The organism is Pseudomonas sp. RIT-To-2 (assembly GCF_029623465.1).
In the GTDB taxonomy this organism is placed as follows: Bacteria; Pseudomonadota; Gammaproteobacteria; order Pseudomonadales; family Pseudomonadaceae; genus Aquipseudomonas; species Aquipseudomonas silvicola.
In genome coordinates this window covers 1-19303 of record NZ_JAPYKM010000028.1, presented here as the reverse complement: position 1 = coordinate 19303, position 19303 = coordinate 1, and the positions used below count along the sequence as shown (strand labels likewise).

Here is a 19303-nt window from a genome sequence, read left to right as displayed (position 1 = left end):
ATTGATCAAGCCGTGTGTCGCAGGAATGGTTGGATTGGTAATGTGTGGTTCTGTGTGGGCCGCGAGCACCGAGGATGAAGCTGCTGCATTAGCTAGCCTTAACCAGGTCCAGAAGCTATACGAGAATCGCCCTCTAGGAACGCCAAACAAATCTGGAACGCGAACCTTATCGAAGAAGGACATCAACGACTGTGTAGTCCAGATGACCGAAGCAAAAAACAAGCTCGATGCCCTGAAGCGAGAGTACGGCACTACCCAAGCCTACCAGTCGATGCAGACTCGGATGCTAAGTGGACAGGTTCATGGGCGGCTTGGGAGCTGCAAGCAGACCAAAGACACACTCGGCTACTGACGTAATATCCATTGCTTTGGAAGATCGTGTCCCAGAGCTGATGATCGGCTCATGCTTAATGGCATCCTCCGGGTAATCCGTTCCAGTGCTGCCTGGCGGGGGGTGGTGTTGCGCATAAGCAGAACGCTCACCATCAATCGCGTGGTTTGGTGCCTGCAACGCCGGTATAGGGGTTCATGTTGCCTTTTGTGCTGTAGTTGTTGTTCCTGGTGGAGTCTGGATTGGTCGCGTGATAGGGGTGCACATACGTTCCGTTACTTCGGGTGTACCCGCTGACGGTGTGATCAGAACTCGTCCCGTAGCTATACGATGAATGCCCACCGTAACTACTACCGCGTGCAAATGCCTGCCCTGACAGAACAAAGGCAGCAACAGCCCCAATTATTAAGATTCGTTTCATGTGATTTCCATATTCGAATGAATGATGGCAAAACGATACCACCCAAAAGATTGGGCGACAACGTTTTTACCAACCTTCATGGCTGATGGGACATCACATAGCCGGTCAGCAGTAAAAACTGAGTAGTAGAGTTGAAAAAACAGTAGACGAAAAAAACCCCGAAAATCAAAGATTTACGAGGCTTTTTCATATATGGCGGAGAGATAGGGATTTGAACCCTAGGTACTGTCGCCAGTACAACGGATTTCGAATCCGTCCCGTTCGGCCACTCCGGCATCTCTCCAGTGGCGCGCATGATACCAGCACTTTTCGAAAAGGCGAAGCCTTTTGTGAAAAAAATTCGCGTGGTATCAGGCGCTTGCGTGCGCGGCCGCGGTTACAGCGGCACGCCCAGGCGCTTGGCGACTTCTTCGTAGGCTTCGATCACGTCGCCCAGACCCTGGCGGAAGCGGTCCTTGTCCATCTTTTTCTTGGTGTCCTTGTCCCACAGGCGGCAGCCGTCAGGGCTGAACTCGTCACCCAGGACGATCTGACCGTGGAACAGGCCGAATTCCAGTTTGAAGTCCACCAGCAGCAGGCCAGCGTCATCGAAGAGCTTGTTCAGCACGTCGTTGACCTTCAGCGACAGCTCTTTCATTTTCGCCAGTTGCTCGGCGGTGCCCCAGCCGAACGCCACCACGTGGGATTCGTTGATGAACGGGTCGCCCTTGGCGTCGTCTTTCAGGAACAGTTCGAAGGTGTACGGGTTCAGCTTCAGGCCTTCTTCCACGCCCAGGCGCTTGACCAGGCTGCCAGCGGCGTAGTTGCGCACCACGCACTCGACCGGGATCATGTCCAGCTTCTTGACCAGGCACTCGTTGTCGCCCAGCAGCTTGTCGAACTGGGTAGGAATACCCGCTTCTTCCAGCTTCTGCATGATGAAGGCGTTGAACTTGTTGTTCACCATGCCCTTGCGGTCCAGCTGTTCGATGCGCTTGCCGTCGAACGCCGAGGTGTCGTTGCGAAACAGCAGGATCAGGCGGTCGGCGTCGTCGGTCTTGTAAACCGACTTGGCTTTGCCACGGTAGAGTTCTTCACGTTTTTCCATGATGGGCTCCGCTTGCAGGTAGGTGGGCTAGGCGATTTCGCGCCAGTCGAGCCCTGAATCTTGATCGGCCAGTTGCAGCCAGTCCGGGTCGCACCCCAAGGTGTCGACGAAACATTGCCGGGCCAGCTGCGGCAGGTTGTTCTTGCTGCTGAGGTGGGCCAGCACCAGGTGTTGCAGGTTCTGCCAGCCCAGCTCCGACACCAGGTTTGCCGCCTGGTGGTTGTTCAAATGCCCAAAGGCGCCGCCCACCCGCAACTTGAGAAACTGGGGGTAATGCCCCCTGGCGAGCAGGTCGCGGCAATGGTTGGACTCGATCACCAAGGCGTCGAGGTCCTGATAACTGTCCATGACACGCCCGCAATACGACCCCAGGTCGGTCAGCACGCCCAGGCGCCGCTGGCCGTTGCTGAACACGTACTGGGTCGGTTCCAGCGCATCGTGCGCCACGCCCACCACGTTGATGGCCAGGGCGCCGATTTCCAGTACGTCACCGCAGGCCACGAAACCCGTGGGCTCCAACGGCTTGCGCAGCGCACGCAGGGTGCCGCGGCTGAGGTACACCGGGATATTGTAGCGCCGAGACAGCAAACCCACGCCATGCACGTGGTCGGCATGTTCGTGGGTCACCAGGATGGCGCTCAACTGTTCGGGGTTGACGCCCAGCCGCGCCAGCCGACGCTCGGTTTCCCGCAAGGAGAAACCGCAGTCGACCAGCACGTGGGTGCCTTGGTATTGGACCAGCGTGCCATTCCCTTGGCTACCGCTACCGAGAATGGCGAAGCGCACTTAACCCAGGTTGTCCTGGATCACGCTCAACACACGGCGGGCGACGTCAGCCGGTGCCACGGTGTTGATGTTCTTCTCGACGGTGACCTGGACGTTCTCGCCCACCTTGCTCAGGCGGACCTGATAGCGCTCGGCACGGGCTTCGATCTCTTCCTTGCTCGGCTCGCTGCCGAACAGGCGGCTGAAGAAGCCAGGCTGGTCATCCTTCTTGACGGGTTTCTCCGCCAGGTTGATGTAGTACAGGCCCAGGCTGCGGTTGATGTCTTCGACCTTCCACTGGCCGTGGTCCAGGGCGCGACCCACGCTGGACCAGGCGCGGTCCAGGTCGGAGCCGACGTTGAGCACCGGGTTGCCGCTGCCGTCTTCGCTCAGGGCGACGCGGCTAGGGGCATCGAAATCACGGGCCGCGAGCAGCGACACCGAACCACCCTTCTGGGCGCTGCGGGTCATGCTGGCGAGCACTTCGTCGACCAGGGCGAGGTCGGTGCCGCTGTTGCCCGGCATTTTCGGGAAGTCGACTTCGGTGCTGCTGCCGGCGGGGCGCGACACAGTGGTCACGTAGACTTCACTGGTGTTGCGCTGCACGCCTGGCTCGATGCGCACGCGCACACGGGCTTCGCCATCACCGTTGCTGGCCGCGCCTTGCAAGCGCTTGGCCATGGCGGCGGACAATTCGTCGAAACGCTGCCAGCTGGTGGTGAATTCACCGGTCTGCGGGCGCTCGTCGGCGATACGGAAGCCGTTGTCTTCAAAGAACTGGTGGGCCACCGGCCAGGTTTCGGCCGGCGGGTGCGCGGACAGAATCCAGCGCGACTCGCCATTCTTCTGCAAGGTGTAGTCGGTGGCTTCCTGGCTGGCCTGCAACGGCAGCGGCCGCGGAACTTCGTACTCGCCGCTGCGCTGGGCTTCGTCGGCGACGTTGCGCGGGATCGGTAGCAGCGGATCAAGGCGCTTGGCTACCTGCACGTCGGGCGGGGTCTGCATGGGCGCCGTCTGACGGGCTTCCAGGTAATCACTGCCACGGTCACGGAAGTAACCATTTTCGCCCCACAGCCAACTGCAACCGCTGGTGCTCGAAATCACCACGGCAAGGGCGGAAAGACCGACCAATCGCTTCATGCGTTGTACTTCCTCAAATTAGACCAGGACGCCGGTCTGGCGCAGGGCCTGACGCAGCGTTTCGTGATAAGGGGCGCTCAACCAGGTGAGCGGCAGGCGAATGCCTTCAGGCATCAGGCCCATTTCGTGCAATGCCCATTTCACGGGAATCGGGTTGGCTTCCAGGAACAGGTTTTTGTGCAACGGCATGAGTTGTTCGTTGATGGCGCGGGCTTCGGCAGCTTCGCCACGCAGGGCAGCGGCGCACAGCTCGTGCATGGCGCGCGGCGCGACGTTGGCGGTGACCGAAATGTTGCCTTTGCCACCCAGCAGGATCAGTTCGACGGCAGTCGGGTCATCACCGGACAGCAGCAGGAAGTCGCTGGAGACGCCGGCCAGGATATCCTTGGCGCGCTGCAGGTCGCCGGTGGCTTCCTTGATGCCGATGATGTTGCGCACGGTGGACAGGCGAATGACGGTCTCGGCCTTCATGTCGCAGGCGGTGCGGCCTGGCACGTTGTAGAGGATCTGCGGGATGTCCACGGCTTCGGCGACGTGCTTGAAGTGCTGGTACAGGCCTTCCTGGGTCGGCTTGTTGTAGTACGGGGTTACCAGCAGGCAGGCGTCGGCGCCGGCTTCCTTGGCGTTGCGGGTCAGTTCGACCGCCTCGCGGGTGGAGTTGGCACCGGTGCCGGCGATGACCGGAATGCGCCCCGCGACCTGCTCGACCACACGATGGATCACATCGATGTGTTCCTTGTAGTCCAGGGTCGCGGACTCGCCGGTGGTGCCCACGGCGACGATGGCGTCAGTGCCTTCCTTCAGGTGGAAGTCCACGAGTTTGCTGAGGCTGTCCCAGTCGAGACGACCTTCTGCGTCCATGGGTGTGACCAGTGCCACCATACTGCCCGCAATCATGCAACCGCTCCTGCCGGAAAAAGAGAGCGGTAATGGTACTGGGGCCATGTGCCTTGCACAAGCGAAGTACCACGATGCGAGCATTCCCCTTGGCGCTGCTTTTCGCTACCCTTCAGACTTTGATCGGTACCGGTGGGTGTGTTTGTCCGGTTTGCTACGTGCCAGAAGCGCCGCAAACCCTTGTTCCTGAGCCGCCGATCCCCTGCCAACGGGCGTTTTCGTACCGTTGCCGGCATATCGCCCGGGCGCCACGGGGTCATCAGGCCCAGCCATCATGTCTGCTTTACGTACCGACCGCTCATCGCTTTAGGAATGCTGCATGTCCACCCCCACAGTTCGCGAACAATTCCTTGTCATCAGTGCCCTTGGCCCTAACCCCATGGAGCTGACCAACGTGCTGTGCCGTGCCAGCCACGACAGCCGTTGCTCCGTGGTGACCTCGCGCCTGACCCGCCACGGCGAGTACAGCGCCCTGGTGCTGCAGGTGTCGGGCAACTGGGACGCCCTGGCGCGCCTGGAAACCAGCCTCGGCTCGCTGGCCAAGAAGCACGGTTTCACCGTCAACCTGGTGCGCAGCGCCACGCTGGAAAGCCGCCCGATGTCGCTGCCTTACGTGGCGTATGTCAGCTCGGTGTACCGCTCGGACATCATCAACGAGCTGTGCCAGTTCTTCATCGACCACAACGTGGAACTGGAGAACCTGACCTGCGACACCTACCAGGCCCCGCAGACCGGCGGCACCATGCTCAACGCCACCTTCACCGTGACCTTGCCGGCCGGTGTGCAGATCAGTTGGCTGCGCGACCAGTTCCTGGACTTCGCCGACGCCCTGAACCTGGACGCGTTGATCGAGCCGTGGCGCCCACAGAACCCCATGTAAGAAAAGGACAACCCCCATGGCAGTTGAAATTGGCCAGCCGGTCGCGGACTTCGAAGCGCCGGCCACCGGCGAGCAGTCCATCCGCCTGAGCGCCCTGAAGGGCCGCCAGGTGGTGATCTACTTCTACCCCAAGGACAGCACCCCGGGCTGCACCACCCAGGGCCAGGGCTTCCGTGACCAGCACGACGCCTTCAAGGCCGCCAACACCGAGGTGTTCGGCGTGTCGCGTGACAGCCTCAAGTCCCATGAGAACTTCAAGGGCAAACAGGCCTTCACCTTCGACCTGATCAGCGACAAGGACGAGGCCCTGTGCCAACTGTTCGACGTGATCAAGCTCAAGAAGCTGTATGGCAAGGAATACCTGGGCGTGGACCGCAGCACGTTCCTGATCGACAAGGACGGTGTACTGCGCCAGGAATGGCGTGGCGTGAAGGTCCCGGGGCATGTGGATGCGGTGCTGGCGGCGGCACAGGCATTGGCCAGGAACTAGTTCTGCGGTGTTCGGGAGATCGAGCGCCGTGCGCACGGCGTTCGATCTTCGGGACGACCAAGGGCCCAAGCCATGCCCATGGCAACCCTCCCCTACAGAATCGGCGCCACCTGCGGTTCATTCCGCGGCCACGCATCCAGCACGGCCTTGAACAGCGTCGCCAACGGGATCGCGAAGAAGATCCCCCAGAAGCCCCACAACCCGCCGAACAGTAGCACCGCGCAGATGATCGCCACCGGGTGCAGGTTGACCGCGCCAGCGAACAGCAAGGGCACCAGCACGTTGCCGTCCAGGGTCTGGATGATGCCGTACACCACCATCAGGTAGATGAACTGGTCACCCCACCCCCACTGGAACAGGGCAATCAAGGTGACCGGCACCGTCACCACCACCGCGCCCACGTAGGGCACTACCACCGACAACCCCACCAGCAATGCCAGCAACGCCGCATAGTTGAGCCCCAGGGCCACGAAGGCGATGTAGGTGGCCACGCCGCAGATGATGATCTCGATCACCTTGCCGCGAATGTAGTTGGCGATCTGGCGGTTCATTTCCTGGCCCACCCGGGTGATCAACGCACGCTCGCGGGGCAGGTAGCCCTTGACCCATTGCGCGATCATGACCCGGTCCTTGAGGAAGAAGAACACCAGGATGGGCACCAGCACGAAATAGATCATGATGTTGACCAGCAACGGCAGGCTGGACAGCGAAAAGGTCAGCGCCCACTGGCCGAACTTGCCGATCTCGCCGCGCGCCGCCTCGATGGCTTGCAGTACCTGTTCATCGGACACCAGGTGCGGATAACGCTCGGGCAACAGCAACAGCAGCGACTGCCACTTGCCCAGCATGCCGGGCAGCTCGTTGAACAGGGTGATGAACTGGTGCCACAGCAACGGCACCAGCACCAGCATGAACACCGCCAGGGCGCTCATGAACAGCGCGAACACAAGGCCCACGGCCATGCCGGAGGGCACCCGCAGGCGCTCCAGCCCCGTGACCAGCCCTTGCATCAGAAACGCCAGGACCATGCCCGCCAGCACAGGTGCCAGCATGCCGCCCAGGGTCAGTACGGCGGTGAACGCCAGCACCAGCAGAACCGTGAGCACCACCGCCTGTTCATCCGAGAAGTAACGCTGTATCCAGTCGCGAAGCACTTTGAACATCAGTTTTCCTTGTTATGGCACGCAGCACGCAGGGCGCTCAGGCTTTCCTGAGCCAGTAGGTGTAGACCCCACCCTGCACAGTTTCCTGTAACAGCGCATGACCTGCCAACCGGGCGAAAGTCTGAAAATCGCGCTGGGAACCGGCATCGGTGGCAATCACTTTCAGCACCGCCCCGGCCTGGAGCCGGTTAAGCTCCATCTTGGCCTTGAGCAATGGTAATGGGCAATTGAGACCGCTGGCATCAAGCTCGGCGTCACACTGTACAGCGTCGGTCATGGGCTTTTTTCTCCAGGGCAAGGCAACGCGGGCAGGCGGGCCGCCTAGGATACCCCAAGCACGCGCACCTCTGGTCCTCGGCGGATGACACGGCTACAGTAAGGTCTTTCTCGACCAAGAGCCCCGTGCATGTCTCTATTGCGCCCTACCCTGCTGACGCTTGCCTGCCTGCTGGCCCTGCCGGGGCATGCCGACGACTTGCCGTCACTTGGCGACGCCAGTTCGGCCATTGTCTCCCCCCAGCAGGAACATGACCTGGGCCGCGCCTGGCTGGGCATGTTGCGCAGCCAGGTCGGCCAGCTGTCCGACCCGCAGCTCAAGGATTATGTCGAAACCACCGTGTACCGCCTGGCCGAGAGCAGCCAGCTGCAAGACCACCGCCTGGAATTCATCCTCATCGACAGCAAGGAACTCAATGCCTTCGCGGCGCCTGGCGGTATCGTCGGGGTCAACGGCGGGCTGTTCCTCAATGCTGACACCGAAGGCCAGTACGCCGGCGTGATGGCCCACGAACTGTCGCACTTGGCGCAACGCCACTTCGCCCGTGGCGTGGAAGAACAGCAGCGCATGCAGCTACCGGTGATGGCAGCGTTGCTGGCCGGCATCGTGCTGGCTGCAACGGGGGGCGGGGAAGCCGGCATGGCGACCATCATGGGCAGCCAGGCAGCGGCCATTCAGTCCCAACGGGCGTTTTCCCGGGAGAACGAGGCCGAGGCCGACCGCGTGGGCCTGGTCACCCTGCAAAGGGCCGGGTACGACCCACGCAACATGCCTGACATGTTCGAGAAGCTGGCGCGCCAATACCGCTTCGATGCCAAGCCACCGGAATTTCTGCTGACCCACCCGGTCACCGAGGCGCGGATCGCCGATACCCGCAACCGCGCCGAGCAATTTCCGCACGGGGGCGTCGAAGACAGCCTGCGCTACCAGTTGATCAAGAAACGCGTGGAGCTGTTCTACGAGGACACCCCTGGCATGGCCGCAAAACGCTTCCGCGCCCTGCTGGACGAAAACCCCAAGTCGGACCCGGCCCGCTACGGCCTGGCCATTGCCCAGATAAAAAGCAGCCAGTTCAACGATGCGCGGGAAAACCTCAAGCCGCTGCTGGCCAAGGCGCCCAACGAGATCGTCTACAACCTGGCCGCGGTAGACCTGGACATGGCCAGCAACCACCTGGCCGACGCGCAGTCGCGGGTGGACCGCCTGCTCGGCCTGTACCCCGGCAACTTTCCGCTCAACCAGGTGCGCGTCGACCTGCTGATCAAGCAGAGCCGCACCGCGGATGCGGAAAAGGCGCTGGAAGACCTGCTCAAGTCGCGGCCCAATGACCCGGACGTCTGGAACCAGGTGGCCGACACCCGTGGCGCCAATGGCAATATCATCGGCCTGCACCAGGCCCGCGCCGAATACTTCGCCCTGGAAGGCGACTTCCGCCAGGCCCAGCAGCAACTGGACTTCGCCAAGCGCCGGGCGGCCAACAACTTCCAGCTGGCGTCGCGCATCGATGCGCGGCAGAAGGACCTGGCGGAGCAGGAGCGCATGGTCAAGGAGATGATGCGCGGCTAGGTAGAGCCCGGTCCCACCGTGATGGCGTGGGGTGTTGTGGCGAACAACGCGCGGCGTGGATTGGGCTATACTTTTTTCCCGCCCCGGAAGGAGTTAGCCGCGCCAACGGTTTTTTTCGTTGCACGTTCGACAATTTTTTCACCATTGGCGGCCAGCGTCTAAGCTTCAGGCAGGTACGATGAATTTACCTGACCGGGCTGACGACTATGGGCGCTTTGTGGCAGACAGAACCCACCAGGACTGCGGTCCCCACCGACAGCCCGGCTGACCCCCAACCACCGAAAAGCCCACGCCAGCGCCGCTTGTGGCGCCGCCTGTTCTGGCTGCTGGTCGTGGTCGCCCTGGTGGCGCTGGCCTTTGCCATGCGTGCCGAAATGCGCACCTCCAAGTTGCAGTCGCGCGAATTCAGCCGTTACGCCAAGGACCTGACCTACACCCTGGCCCCCGGCCCCAGCGACTCCATTGCCTACCCCGGCGAAGGCCCCTTCGACAAGCGCCTGGGCTATAGCGACCTGGGCCAGTTCCTGCCCCGCCTGATCAAGCGCGAATACGTGGTCAAGGAACAGACCCGCTTCTCGCCGTCGCTCATGGCCTACTACGACCGCGGCCTGTTCATTCCCTACGAGGAAAAGATCCAGGCCGGCCTGTCCATCACCGACTGCCGTGCCGACGTGCTCTACGAGTTTCACTACCCGCAGCAACTGTACGCCCAGTTCCAGGACATTCCGCCGGTGGTGGTCAACAGCCTGCTGTTCGTGGAAAACCGCAGCCTGCTGGACCCACGCGAACCGCTGCTCAACCCCGCGGTGGACTGGCCGCGGTTCGGCAAGGCCGCCTATACCCAGGTGGCCAAGGTGTTCTCCCTGCCAGGGCAATCGGCCGGCGGCAGCACCTTGGCCACGCAACTGGAAAAGTACCGGCACTCCCCCGACGGCCTGACCGTTTCAGGTGGCGAAAAGATTCGCCAGATGGTCTCCGCCAGCGTGCGCGCCTACCAGGACGGCCCGCAAACCCTGGAAGCGCGCCAGCGTATCGTGCGCGACTACCTCAACAGCGTGCCGCTGTCGGCAGTGCCCGGCCACGGCGAAGTGCACGGCATGGCCGAGGGCCTGCGCGTATGGTACGGCTCGGATTTCCAACGGGTGAACCAGGTGCTGCGCTCGACCGACAGCAGCCCCAAGGCCCTGGCCGAACGTGGCCTGGCACTGCGTGAAGTGCTGTCGCTGATGATTGCCCAGCGCCGCCCTTCGCACTTCCTCAACAGGGGTCACGATGAGCTGGCGGAGCTGACCAACAGCCATATCCGCCTGCTGGCCGCCAACAATGTCATCGACCGCCCCCTGGCTGATGCCGCCCTGGCCAGCAAGGTCAGTTACCGCGACTGGGTGCAGCAACCGACGATCCAGCCAGTGGAGAGCAACAAGGGCATCAGCGTGGCCCGCAGCCGCCTGTCGATGCTGCTCAACCGGCCACTTTACGACCTTGACCGCCTTGACCTGTCAGCCACCACTACCTTGCAGAACGACCTGCAAACCCAGGTCACCGAGTACCTCAAGCACCTCGCCGACCCCGCCTTCGCCCAGCAGCTGGGGCTGATCGGCGAACACCTGCTGACACCCGTCAGTACCCCGGAAGTCAAATACAGTTTCACCCTGATGGAGCGCACCGCCGATGGCTCGCGGGTGCGGGTGCAGACCGACAACACCGACCAGCCCTTCGACATCAACGAAGGCAGCAAACTGGAACTGGGCTCCACCGCCAAGATGCGCGTGCTGACCAGCTACCTGGAGATCATCAGCGAACTGCACGACCGCTTCGCCGGCCAGTCGCCGGTGGCGCTGAAAAAAGTCGACGTCAACGAGCAGGACCGCCTCAGCCGCTGGGCCGTGGACTACCTGGCCCAGGCCAAGGACCCGAGCCTCAAGCCCATGCTCGACGCAGCCCTGGAGCGCAAGTACTCGGCCAGCCCCGGCGAAAGCTTTTTCACCGGCGGCGGCGCCCATACCTTCAAGAACTTCCGCAACGAAGACAACGGCCGCATTCCCACGCTCAAGGAAGCCCTGCGCGAGTCCATCAACCTGCCCTTCATTCGCCTGATGCGCGATATCGTGCGTTACACCACCTACAACGGCCCGAACAACAGCGCCGAACTGCTCAAGGACGACGGCGACCCGCGCCGTCAGGAATACCTGGCGCGCTTCGCCGACAAGGAAGGCAGCGACTTCCTGCTGCGCTTCTACAAGCGCTACCAGGGCAAGACCACGGCCGAGCGCCTGGACACCTTCCTCGACGGCCTGCACCCTACCGCATCGCACCTGGCCGCCGTGCACCGCTACCTGTACCCCACCGCCAGCGAGGCAACCTTCGAGAGTTTCGTGCGCTCGCACCTGGGCAAGGGCGAAACCGTCACGCCCAAGCGCCTGGGCGAATACTACGACAGCTACGGCCCCGGCCACTGGGACTTGCCCGACCAGGGCTACATCGCCCGGGTGCACCCGCTGGACCTGTGGCTGGTGGGCTACCTGATGCAGCACCCGGACGCCAAGTTCAGCGAAGCGGTGACCGCCAGCCATTTCGAACGCCAGGAAGTCTATGGCTGGCTGTTCAAAAGCCGCCACAAGAGCGCCCGCGACAGCCGCATCCGTACCATGCTGGAGATCGAAGCCTTCCTCGACATCCACCGCCGCTGGGCGCGCCTGGGCTACCCTTTCGACCACTTGGTGCCGTCGCTGGCCACCGCCATCGGCAGCTCGGGTGACCGCCCGGCCGCCCTGGCCGAACTCATCGGCATCATCCAGAACGACGGCGTGCGCCTGCCGGTCCTGCGCATCGACAGCCTGCATTTTGCCGCAGGCACGCCGTACGAAACCGAAGTCATCGCGGCCCCCGACAAGGCTCGCCAGGTGCTCAAGCCGGAAATCGCCCAGGCCATGCGCGAAGCGTTGTCACAGGTGGTGGACGCCGGCACCGCACGGCGCGTATCCGGCAGTTTCAAGACCGCCGACGGCACCGCACTCGTGATGGGGGGCAAGACCGGTACCGGCGACAACCGCATCGAGAGTTTCGGCGCACGCGGGCGAATCCTGGGCTCCAAAGCCATCAACCGTACTGCCACGTTCGTGTTCTACATTGGCGAGAACCACTTCGGCACGCTTACCGCCTTTGTCCCTGGGCGCGCTGCCGAAGGCTTCCGTTTCACCTCGGCTTTGCCGGTGCAGGTGCTCAAGGGCATGGCGCCGATGCTGACGCCGTACCTGCAACCGGGCGGTCAAACTCAATGCAAGGCCCCCGCCCAGACGACCGCGGCCCGCTGATGTCCCCCTGTGGGACCGGCGAAGCTCGGTCCCACGAAAGACCCGGCGGCCCACAGACTGCCAGATGAGAACCATTCGTCTTTTCCACTTGCGCAAACAGAAAGATATATCTTAAGGTATATCTTAAGAAACCAAGCGAAGAGAAAAAGACGATGAGAGACCACCATCACCCCCGCAGAGAATTGGGCGACGGCCACGACGGCCTGGAACGCCGCCCCGGGCGCGAACGAGGCGGCCGCGGCCCTCGTGTGTTCGCCCCCGGCGACCTGAAATTGCTGTTGCTGGCCCTGGTAGCCGAGCAACCCTGCCACGGCTACGACCTGATCCGCCAGATCGAAGGCATGTTCGACGGCGCCTACAGCCCCAGCCCCGGCGTCATCTACCCCACCCTGACGTTCCTGGAAGAAAGCGAACTGATCCAGGGCGATGCCCAGGGTGGCAAGAAACTCTACACCGTGACCGAAGCTGGCCGTGCCTCGCTGGCCGAACAGGCCATTGCCCTGGACGGCGTGCGCACGCGCATCGACGTCAGCAAGCGTTCATTGCGCGGCCATGACCGCCCGGCCGAGATCCACGAAGCCGTCCATAACCTGCGCCATGCTCTGCAACTGCACCATGGACGCTGGAGCCCTGATGAGATCGCGCGGGTCCGTGACCTGCTCAACAGTACCGCCAAGGCCATCGTCGATGGCCCCGCCACTACTCAACACCCTCAGGAGAAGTCCGTATGAAGCCAGAGAATACCCAGGGCGTGCACCGCGTCATGCATGAAATCAAGCGCCGTCGCCTGGACGTGCTGCGCGTTGCCGAGCTGACCCCGCGCATGCGCCGCATCACCGTGGGCGGCCCGGAGCTGGAGGGCTTCCTGAGCCTGGGCGCCGACGACCACATCAAATTGATGTTCGCCCGCAACGCCGAAGAGCAGGCCGCCCTGCAAACCCTGAAACTGGGCGGCCCCAGCGACGGCGGGCCGAAACCGGCCATGCGCGACTACACCCCGCGGCGCATCGACCTGGCCAAGGGCGAACTGGACATCGACTTCGTGATCCACGGCGACGGCCCCGCGTCTACCTGGGCTGAACAAGCCGCGCCCGGCCAGCACCTGTACATCGGCGGCCCACGCAGTTCCACCATCGTGCCGGATATCTTCGACAGCTACCTGCTGATTGGCGATGAAACCGCGATCCCCGCCATCGCCCGCCGCCTGGAAGAACTGCCGGCCAACCGCAAGGCGCTGGTAGTGATCGAGATCGAGGATGCCCGCGAGCAGCAAGTGCTGAACAGCGCCGCTCAGGTGGAGGTGATCTGGGTAGAGCGCCACAGCCGTGAGGATGCGCTCGTGGCCGCGGTTGCCGGCTTGACCATACCCCAAGGCCAGCTGTACGCCTGGGTGGCCACCGAAGCGGCACTCTCGCGGCGGGTGCGCAAGGTACTGCTGGATGACCACCACCTGGGCGACACCGCGGAGGTCAAGGCCGTGGGCTACTGGCGCCTGGACGAGAACGACGAGGGCTGACGGCCCTTATCCGGCGACCTGCCGCTGGCGCTTGCCACGCCAGCGGTCCAGGCCCACCAGCAGCAGGGAAATGATCACGAAGCCCAGCAGAATCGCCAGGGCGTTCACCAGCACGCGGCCGTAGCCCAGCGTGCCCACATCAATGAACGGGTACGGGTACACCCCGATCGCGTTGCCACGCAGCAGGCAATAGCCGAAATAGGCAACCGGGTACACCGACCACGCCACCACGTGCCGCACCTGCAAGGTGCCCTTGGGCACGCACCACCACCAGAACACCACGAACACTGGCGGCATTATGTCGTGCAGCAGTTCGTTGACCACCCACTGCACCCCCTGGGGATTCCAGGTGTTGCGCAGCAGCAGACTGTACGCCAGGCCCACCAGAATGATGCTGGCCGCGACCCCTGAACTCACCCACGGCCGCAACCAGAACGATGGCGCGCCTTCACCTTCATGGCGGGCCGCGGCCGTGAGCACGGCGGCCACCAGGGTGTTGGTCAGAATGGTGAAATAGCCGAAGAAATGCAGCACCCCACCTACCAGGCTGGCCTGGTCGGCCAGCCGCGCCTGCAGGATAAGCAGCAATTGCACCGTCAGGGCCAGCCACGCCACCCACGCCGCGGTGGTGACAAACAGGTGCAAGGGGCGCGAAGGTAGCGATGGGGGCATATAAGGTCAGTCCTCGACAGGTCGTTTGGTGCGGGCCAGCTTCACGTACAGGCGCTCCACTTTCTCTCGCGCCCAGGGCGTCTTGCGCAGAAAGGTCAGGCTCGACTTGATGCTGGGGTCGCTCTTGAAGCAACGGATATCAATGCGCTCGGCCAGCCCTTCCCAGGTGTAATGGACAACCAGGGCATTGAGGATCTGCTCGAGCGTGACACCGTGCAGCGGGTTTTGAGTGGTCTGGGTCATGCCAGGCTCCAGGCGAGTGAGGGGGTGCGCACCATAGCCGAGCCTTGCGGCAGCGGGAAGAGCTTACCGCCCTGGCGTGATGTCGCTGATCGGCCTAATCGGCGCGCGTTGTAGGATTCTTCCTAAATCTACCACCCCACAGCTCCATCCCCGTTAAACATCAGGTCCGGCCACACGTTGGAACCCTGACGCTGAAGAAATCTTCACAGGCCGCGGAGGGCCATGTTCCGGGGACGCGGGTTGGCCTGGCCATTGTTACGCCACCCGTAACTATGCATGTTGTACTTGCATCTTTTAATAATAAAAAAACCTCTATATCCTCCGCCCCCCGCAAGTGAAACGATTTTTTTGCGTAATAAAACCTACATTTTGCAGTGACTTCTAAACAGCATTATAAAATGTACCGTTTGGTTAATAATTAAAGATCCTTATAAATGCCAAAATTCGAACTTCGCCGTGCTCGTGCCGCCGGCCGCTTCACCGTATCGCCAGCCCTGCGCCTGCTGGGCGGCCTGACTGCCATTGGTATTGCCTCCTGCGCCCAGGCCGCACCGGCCTTCGACGCTGATTCGCCGTACATGTCCGGCGACTGGGGCGGCAAGCGTACCGAGCTGCATGACCTGGGCTACGACTTCAAGCTGGAGTACGTCGGTGAAACAGGTTCGAACCTGCACGGTGGCTACAACCATGACCACGCTACCCGCTACAGCGACCAGTTCGCCCTGGGCATGCACATGGACCTGCAGAAGATCCTGGGCTGGCACGACGCCGAGTTCCAATTGACGCTGACCGACCGTAACGGTGACAACATCACCAACGACCGCGTGGCTGACCCGCGCACCGGCGGCATCAGTTCCTCCCAGGAAGTCTATGGCCGCGGCAGCATCGTGCGGATCACGCAGATGTACTACCAGCAGAAGTTCTTCGACCAGAAGCTGGACATCAAGGTGGGCCGCTTCGGCGAAGGCGAAGACTTCAACAGCTTCCAGTGCGACTTCCAGAACCTGGCGTTCTGCGGCTCGCAGGTGGGTAACTGGGCTACCGGTATCTGGTACAACTGGCCTGTCAGCCAGTGGGCAGCCCGGGTCAAGTACCACCTGAACGACGAAATCTACGCCCAGGTCGGCGCCTATGCGCTGAACCCGAGCAACCTGGAAAATGGTAACGGTTTCAAATTGAACAATGCCGGTAACGAAGGCGCCGTGCTGCCGGTCGAGCTGGTGTGGGCCCCACACGTCAATGGCCTGCCGGGCGAATACCGCGTGGGTTACTACTACAGCACCGCCAACGCCAAGGATGTCTACAAGGACAACCATGGCCAGCCGGCGGCCCTGAGCGGCGACGACTACCGCTCCAGTTCCAGCAAGCATGGCTACTGGCTGACGTTCAACCAGCAACTGACTTCCCAGGCCAGCGACAACGCTCGCGGCCTGAGCGTGTTCGGCAACGTCACCGTGCACGACAAGAAGACCAACATGGTCGACAACTATGTCCAGGCCGGCGTCGTCTACAAGGGCCTGTTCGATGCCCGTCCAAAGGATGACATCGGTATCGCCCTGGCGCGTATCCACGTCAACTCTGCGTACCGCAAGAACGAAGAAGCCACCAACGAAGCCAACGGTGTGACGGACTACAACGATCCGGCCTACATGCCGATCCAGCGCACCGAAAGCAGCGCCGAACTGAACTACGGCGTGCACGTCACCAACTGGCTGACCGTGCGCCCGAACCTGCAATACATCAAGCACCCGGGTGGTGTCGACGAAGTCGATAACGCACTGGTTGCCGGTATCAAGATCCAAAGCTCTTTCTAACAACAACTCAACTTTACGGAAGAAGTTAACCAGACTGCGAGCGTAGGACGTTTCTGAACTATGCTCGAATACTCAAACGTAACGGAGAAACCACACTATGAGCACTGACAGTGCTTTCGGTCGGTCTCGCCTGGCCCCGAGCTTGCTCGGCCTGGTGATGCTGCTAATGGGCCTCGCCCTGCTGGTCGGGGGTGTCAAGCTCGTCACCCTGGGCGGTTCGCTGTACTACGTGATTGCCGGACTTTTCCTTGTAGTCACAGGTGTGCTGGTGCTGAGGGGGCGTTCCATTGCCCTGGGCGTCTACGCCGTGTTCCTGCTGGGCAGCACCGTCTGGTCGCTGGCTGAAACAGGCCTTGACTGGTGGCAACTGGTGCCACGGCTGTCGCTGTGGTTCGTGCTGGGCCTGCTGCTGTGGCTGCCCTGGTTCCGCAAGCCGCTGGTACTGCGTGAAGCCGCTCCCAAGGGCACGTCTGTCCTGGGCGTTGCCGTTGTCCTGGCTGGCGCCTGCGCCGTGGCCGCCCAGTTCACCAGCTACGGTGACATCAGTGGTGACCTGGGCCGTGACGGCACCGACATGGCCAGCGCCGCCCCGGCCCAGCCTGACGGCGAGTGGCAGTCGTATGGCCGCACCGAGTTCGGCGAGCGTTACTCGCCGCTCAAGCAGATCACCCCGGACAACGTCGGCAAGCTGACTGAAGCCTGGCGCATCCGCACCGGTGACATGCCGACCGACAAAGACCCGGTCGAGCTGACCAACCAGAACACCCCGCTGAAGGTCAACGGCATGCTGTATGCCTGTACCGCCCACAGCAAGGTACTGGCCCTGGACCCGGACACCGGCAAGGAAATCTGGCGCTACGACCCACAGATCCAGGGTCCCAATGGCAACGATTTCCGTGGCTGGGCGCACATGACCTGCCGTGGTGTGTCGTACTACGACGAAGCTGCCTACAGCAAGTCTGACGTGCCAAGCGTTCCGGCCGCACTGTCGACCGCTGGCCAGGCCGTGGCCACCAGCTGCCCGCGCCGCCTGTTCCTGCCGACCGCGGACGCCCGCCTGATCGCCCTGAACGCCGACACCGGTAAAGTCTGTGAAGACTTCGGTGACAAAGGCGTGGTGAACCTGCGCGCCAACATCGGCAAGTTCACTCCTGGCGGCTACTACGCCACCTCCCCTGCCGCCATCACCCGTAACCTGGTGATCATCGGCGGCCACGTGACCGACAACGAATCCACCGACGAGCCTTCGGGCGTGATCCGTGCATTCGACGTGCACGACGGCCACCTGGTATGGAACTGGGACGCTGGCAACCCGGACGACACCGCGCCGATCGCCGAAGGCAAGTTCTACACCCGCAACTCGCCGAACATGTGGTCGCTGGCCAGCGTCGACGAGAAGCTGGGCATGGTCTACCTGCCACTGGGCAACCAGATGCCTGACCAGTGGGGCGGCAACCGTACCCCTGAGTCGGAGAAATTCAGCGCCGGCACCGTGGCCCTGGACATCGACACGGGCAAGCTGAAGTGGAACTACCAGTTCACTCACCACGACCTGTGGGACATGGACGTACCGAGCCAGCCTACCCTGGTTGACATCAAGACAGCCGAAGGCGTGAAACACGCCCTGGTGCAGCCGACCAAGCAAGGCAGCCTGTACGTGCTGGACCGTGCGACCGGCCAGCCGATCGTGCCGATCCAGGAAGTGGACGCACCGAAAGGCGCGGTCGAGGGCGACCATTCTTCGCCAACCCAGGCGCGTTCGGAGCTGAACCTGCTGCCACCTGAGCTGAATGAAAAGGCCATGTGGGGCGTTACCCCGTTCGACCAACTGCTGTGCCGCATCCAGTTCAAATCGCTGCGTTATGAAGGCCAGTACACCCCGCCGTCGGTCCAGGGCAGCATCATCTACCCAGGCAACGTCGGTGTGTTCAACTGGGGCGCGGTGTCGGTGGACCCGGTTCGCCAGATGCTGTTCACCAGCCCGAACTACATGGCATTCGTCTCCCAGCTGGTGCCTCGCGCCAAAGTGGAAGCCGGCAGCAAGCGTGAAAGCGAAACCAGCGGCGTGCAGCCAAACACCGGCGCGCCTTACGCGGTGATCATGCACCCGTTGATGTCGCCGTTCGGCGTACCGTGCCAGGCGCCTTCGTGGGGCTACGTGGCCGGTGTCGACCTGACCACCGCCAAGGTGATCTGGAAGCACAAGAACGGCACCAGCCGCGACAGCTCGCCGATCCCACTGGGCCTGACCCTGGGCGTGCCTAGCATGGGTGGTTCGATGGTCACCGCAGGTGGCGTTGGCTTCCTGAGCGGCACCCTGGACCAGTACATCCGCGCTTATGACGTGAAAAACGGCAAGAAGCTGTGGGAAAGCCGCCTGCCGGCTGGCGGTCAGTCGACGCCAATGACCTACACCGGCAAGGACGGCGAGCAGTATGTGCTGTCGGTTGTCGGCGGCCATGGCTCGCTGGGCACCAAGATGGGCGATTACATCATTGCCTACAAGCTGTCCAAGTGATGGTGTGATGTGATGCGGTAAAAAACGGCTCCTTCGGGGGCCGTTTTTTTTGGTTCTTCACGGATTGCCGGGAAAGTTGGTGGTGCCTTCAAAGATCTGTAGTGAACAAACAAGGCGGACTAGGTGATTTCAAGGCATAACTGGCCCGAAACAGATGTGGGACCGGGCTTGCCCGGGAAGCGCCGCGCGGGCGGCGCTGGATCTTGAGA

General features: G+C 62.3%; 16 protein-coding genes and 1 tRNA gene. 8 read left to right on the top strand and 9 right to left on the bottom strand.

Annotated elements, in window-relative coordinates; genetic code table 11:
- Window positions 1-945: 945 nt before the first annotated feature.
- The 5 genes from QBK88_RS21780 to dapA form a co-directional block, all read right to left on the bottom strand.
- A tRNA-Ser gene (locus QBK88_RS21780) sits at window positions 946-1035 on the bottom strand.
- A gap of 93 nt (window positions 1036-1128) precedes the next feature.
- A complete protein-coding gene (gene purC / locus QBK88_RS21775) occupies window positions 1129-1839 on the bottom strand; it encodes a phosphoribosylaminoimidazolesuccinocarboxamide synthase (protein WP_027977064.1) in 711 nt (236 codons plus the stop codon).
- A gap of 27 nt (window positions 1840-1866) precedes the next feature.
- Window positions 1867-2625 (bottom strand): MBL fold metallo-hydrolase, encoded by a 759-nt coding sequence (locus QBK88_RS21770; protein WP_176571875.1) that lies wholly within the window; start codon window positions 2623-2625, stop codon window positions 1867-1869.
- A complete protein-coding gene (gene bamC / locus QBK88_RS21765; RefSeq protein ID WP_268148879.1) occupies window positions 2626-3744 on the bottom strand; it encodes an outer membrane protein assembly factor BamC in 1119 nt (372 codons plus the stop codon).
- Between the two features lie 18 nt (window positions 3745-3762).
- On the bottom strand, window positions 3763-4641 hold the full coding sequence (gene dapA, locus QBK88_RS21760) for a 4-hydroxy-tetrahydrodipicolinate synthase (RefSeq protein ID WP_268148877.1): 879 nt from the start codon (window positions 4639-4641) through the stop codon (window positions 3763-3765).
- A gap of 319 nt (window positions 4642-4960) precedes the next feature.
- On the opposite strand from dapA, the gene QBK88_RS21755 reads away from it, so the two are divergent.
- Both QBK88_RS21755 and QBK88_RS21750 read left to right on the top strand, forming a co-directional pair.
- The gene (locus tag QBK88_RS21755) at window positions 4961-5521 is read left to right on the top strand and encodes a glycine cleavage system protein R (protein WP_158153184.1); all 561 of its coding nucleotides are present in this window, start codon (window positions 4961-4963) and stop codon (window positions 5519-5521) included.
- A gap of 16 nt (window positions 5522-5537) precedes the next feature.
- A complete protein-coding gene (locus QBK88_RS21750) occupies window positions 5538-6011 on the top strand; it encodes a peroxiredoxin (RefSeq protein WP_268148875.1) in 474 nt (157 codons plus the stop codon).
- 92 nt (window positions 6012-6103) lie between these two features.
- On the opposite strand, the gene QBK88_RS21745 is transcribed toward QBK88_RS21750, so the two are convergent.
- Together QBK88_RS21745 and QBK88_RS21740 are read right to left on the bottom strand one after the other, a co-directional pair.
- On the bottom strand, window positions 6104-7174 hold the full coding sequence (locus QBK88_RS21745) for an AI-2E family transporter (protein ID WP_277963670.1): 1071 nt from the start codon (window positions 7172-7174) through the stop codon (window positions 6104-6106).
- A gap of 37 nt (window positions 7175-7211) precedes the next feature.
- Window positions 7212-7451 carry a sulfurtransferase TusA family protein gene (locus QBK88_RS21740; protein WP_268148873.1) on the bottom strand — a complete coding sequence of 80 codons (240 nt, stop codon included), beginning with the start codon at window positions 7449-7451 and terminating at the stop codon, window positions 7212-7214.
- A gap of 129 nt (window positions 7452-7580) precedes the next feature.
- On the opposite strand from QBK88_RS21740, the gene QBK88_RS21735 reads away from it, so the two are divergent.
- The 4 genes from QBK88_RS21735 (at window position 7581) to QBK88_RS21720 (ending at window position 13847) form a co-directional block, all read left to right on the top strand.
- Complete coding sequence (locus QBK88_RS21735) at window positions 7581-9017, top strand: M48 family metalloprotease (protein WP_277963669.1); 1437 nt, start codon at window positions 7581-7583, stop codon at window positions 9015-9017.
- Between the two features lie 206 nt (window positions 9018-9223).
- The gene (locus QBK88_RS21730) at window positions 9224-12331 is read left to right on the top strand and encodes a transglycosylase domain-containing protein (protein ID WP_277963668.1); all 3108 of its coding nucleotides are present in this window, start codon (window positions 9224-9226) and stop codon (window positions 12329-12331) included.
- Window positions 12332-12483: 152 nt separating this feature from the next.
- Window positions 12484-13062 carry a PadR family transcriptional regulator gene (locus QBK88_RS21725; protein WP_277963667.1) on the top strand — a complete coding sequence of 193 codons (579 nt, stop codon included), beginning with the start codon at window positions 12484-12486 and terminating at the stop codon, window positions 13060-13062.
- Window positions 13059-13847 (top strand): siderophore-interacting protein, encoded by a 789-nt coding sequence (locus tag QBK88_RS21720; RefSeq protein WP_277963666.1) that lies wholly within the window; start codon window positions 13059-13061, stop codon window positions 13845-13847. Before QBK88_RS21725 ends, QBK88_RS21720 begins: the two co-directional genes overlap by 4 nt.
- Window positions 13848-13853: 6 nt before the next feature.
- Here the strand turns inward: QBK88_RS21720 and QBK88_RS21715 are convergent, their stop codons facing one another.
- Window positions 13854-14519, bottom strand: coding sequence for a Pr6Pr family membrane protein (locus QBK88_RS21715; protein WP_277963665.1), 666 nt, complete (start codon window positions 14517-14519; stop codon window positions 13854-13856).
- 6 nt (window positions 14520-14525) lie between these two features.
- Window positions 14526-14762: a VF530 family protein gene (locus QBK88_RS21710; RefSeq protein ID WP_277963664.1), complete on the bottom strand. Its 237-nt coding sequence runs from the start codon at window positions 14760-14762 to the stop codon at window positions 14526-14528.
- 434 nt (window positions 14763-15196) lie between these two features.
- On the opposite strand from QBK88_RS21710, the gene QBK88_RS21705 reads away from it, so the two are divergent.
- Together QBK88_RS21705 and QBK88_RS21700 are read left to right on the top strand one after the other, a co-directional pair.
- Complete coding sequence (locus QBK88_RS21705) at window positions 15197-16576, top strand: carbohydrate porin (protein WP_277963663.1); 1380 nt, start codon at window positions 15197-15199, stop codon at window positions 16574-16576.
- A 97-nt stretch (window positions 16577-16673) separates the two neighbouring features.
- Window positions 16674-19094 carry a glucose/quinate/shikimate family membrane-bound PQQ-dependent dehydrogenase gene (locus tag QBK88_RS21700; protein WP_277963662.1) on the top strand — a complete coding sequence of 807 codons (2421 nt, stop codon included), beginning with the start codon at window positions 16674-16676 and terminating at the stop codon, window positions 19092-19094.
- Window positions 19095-19303 lie beyond the last annotated feature (209 nt).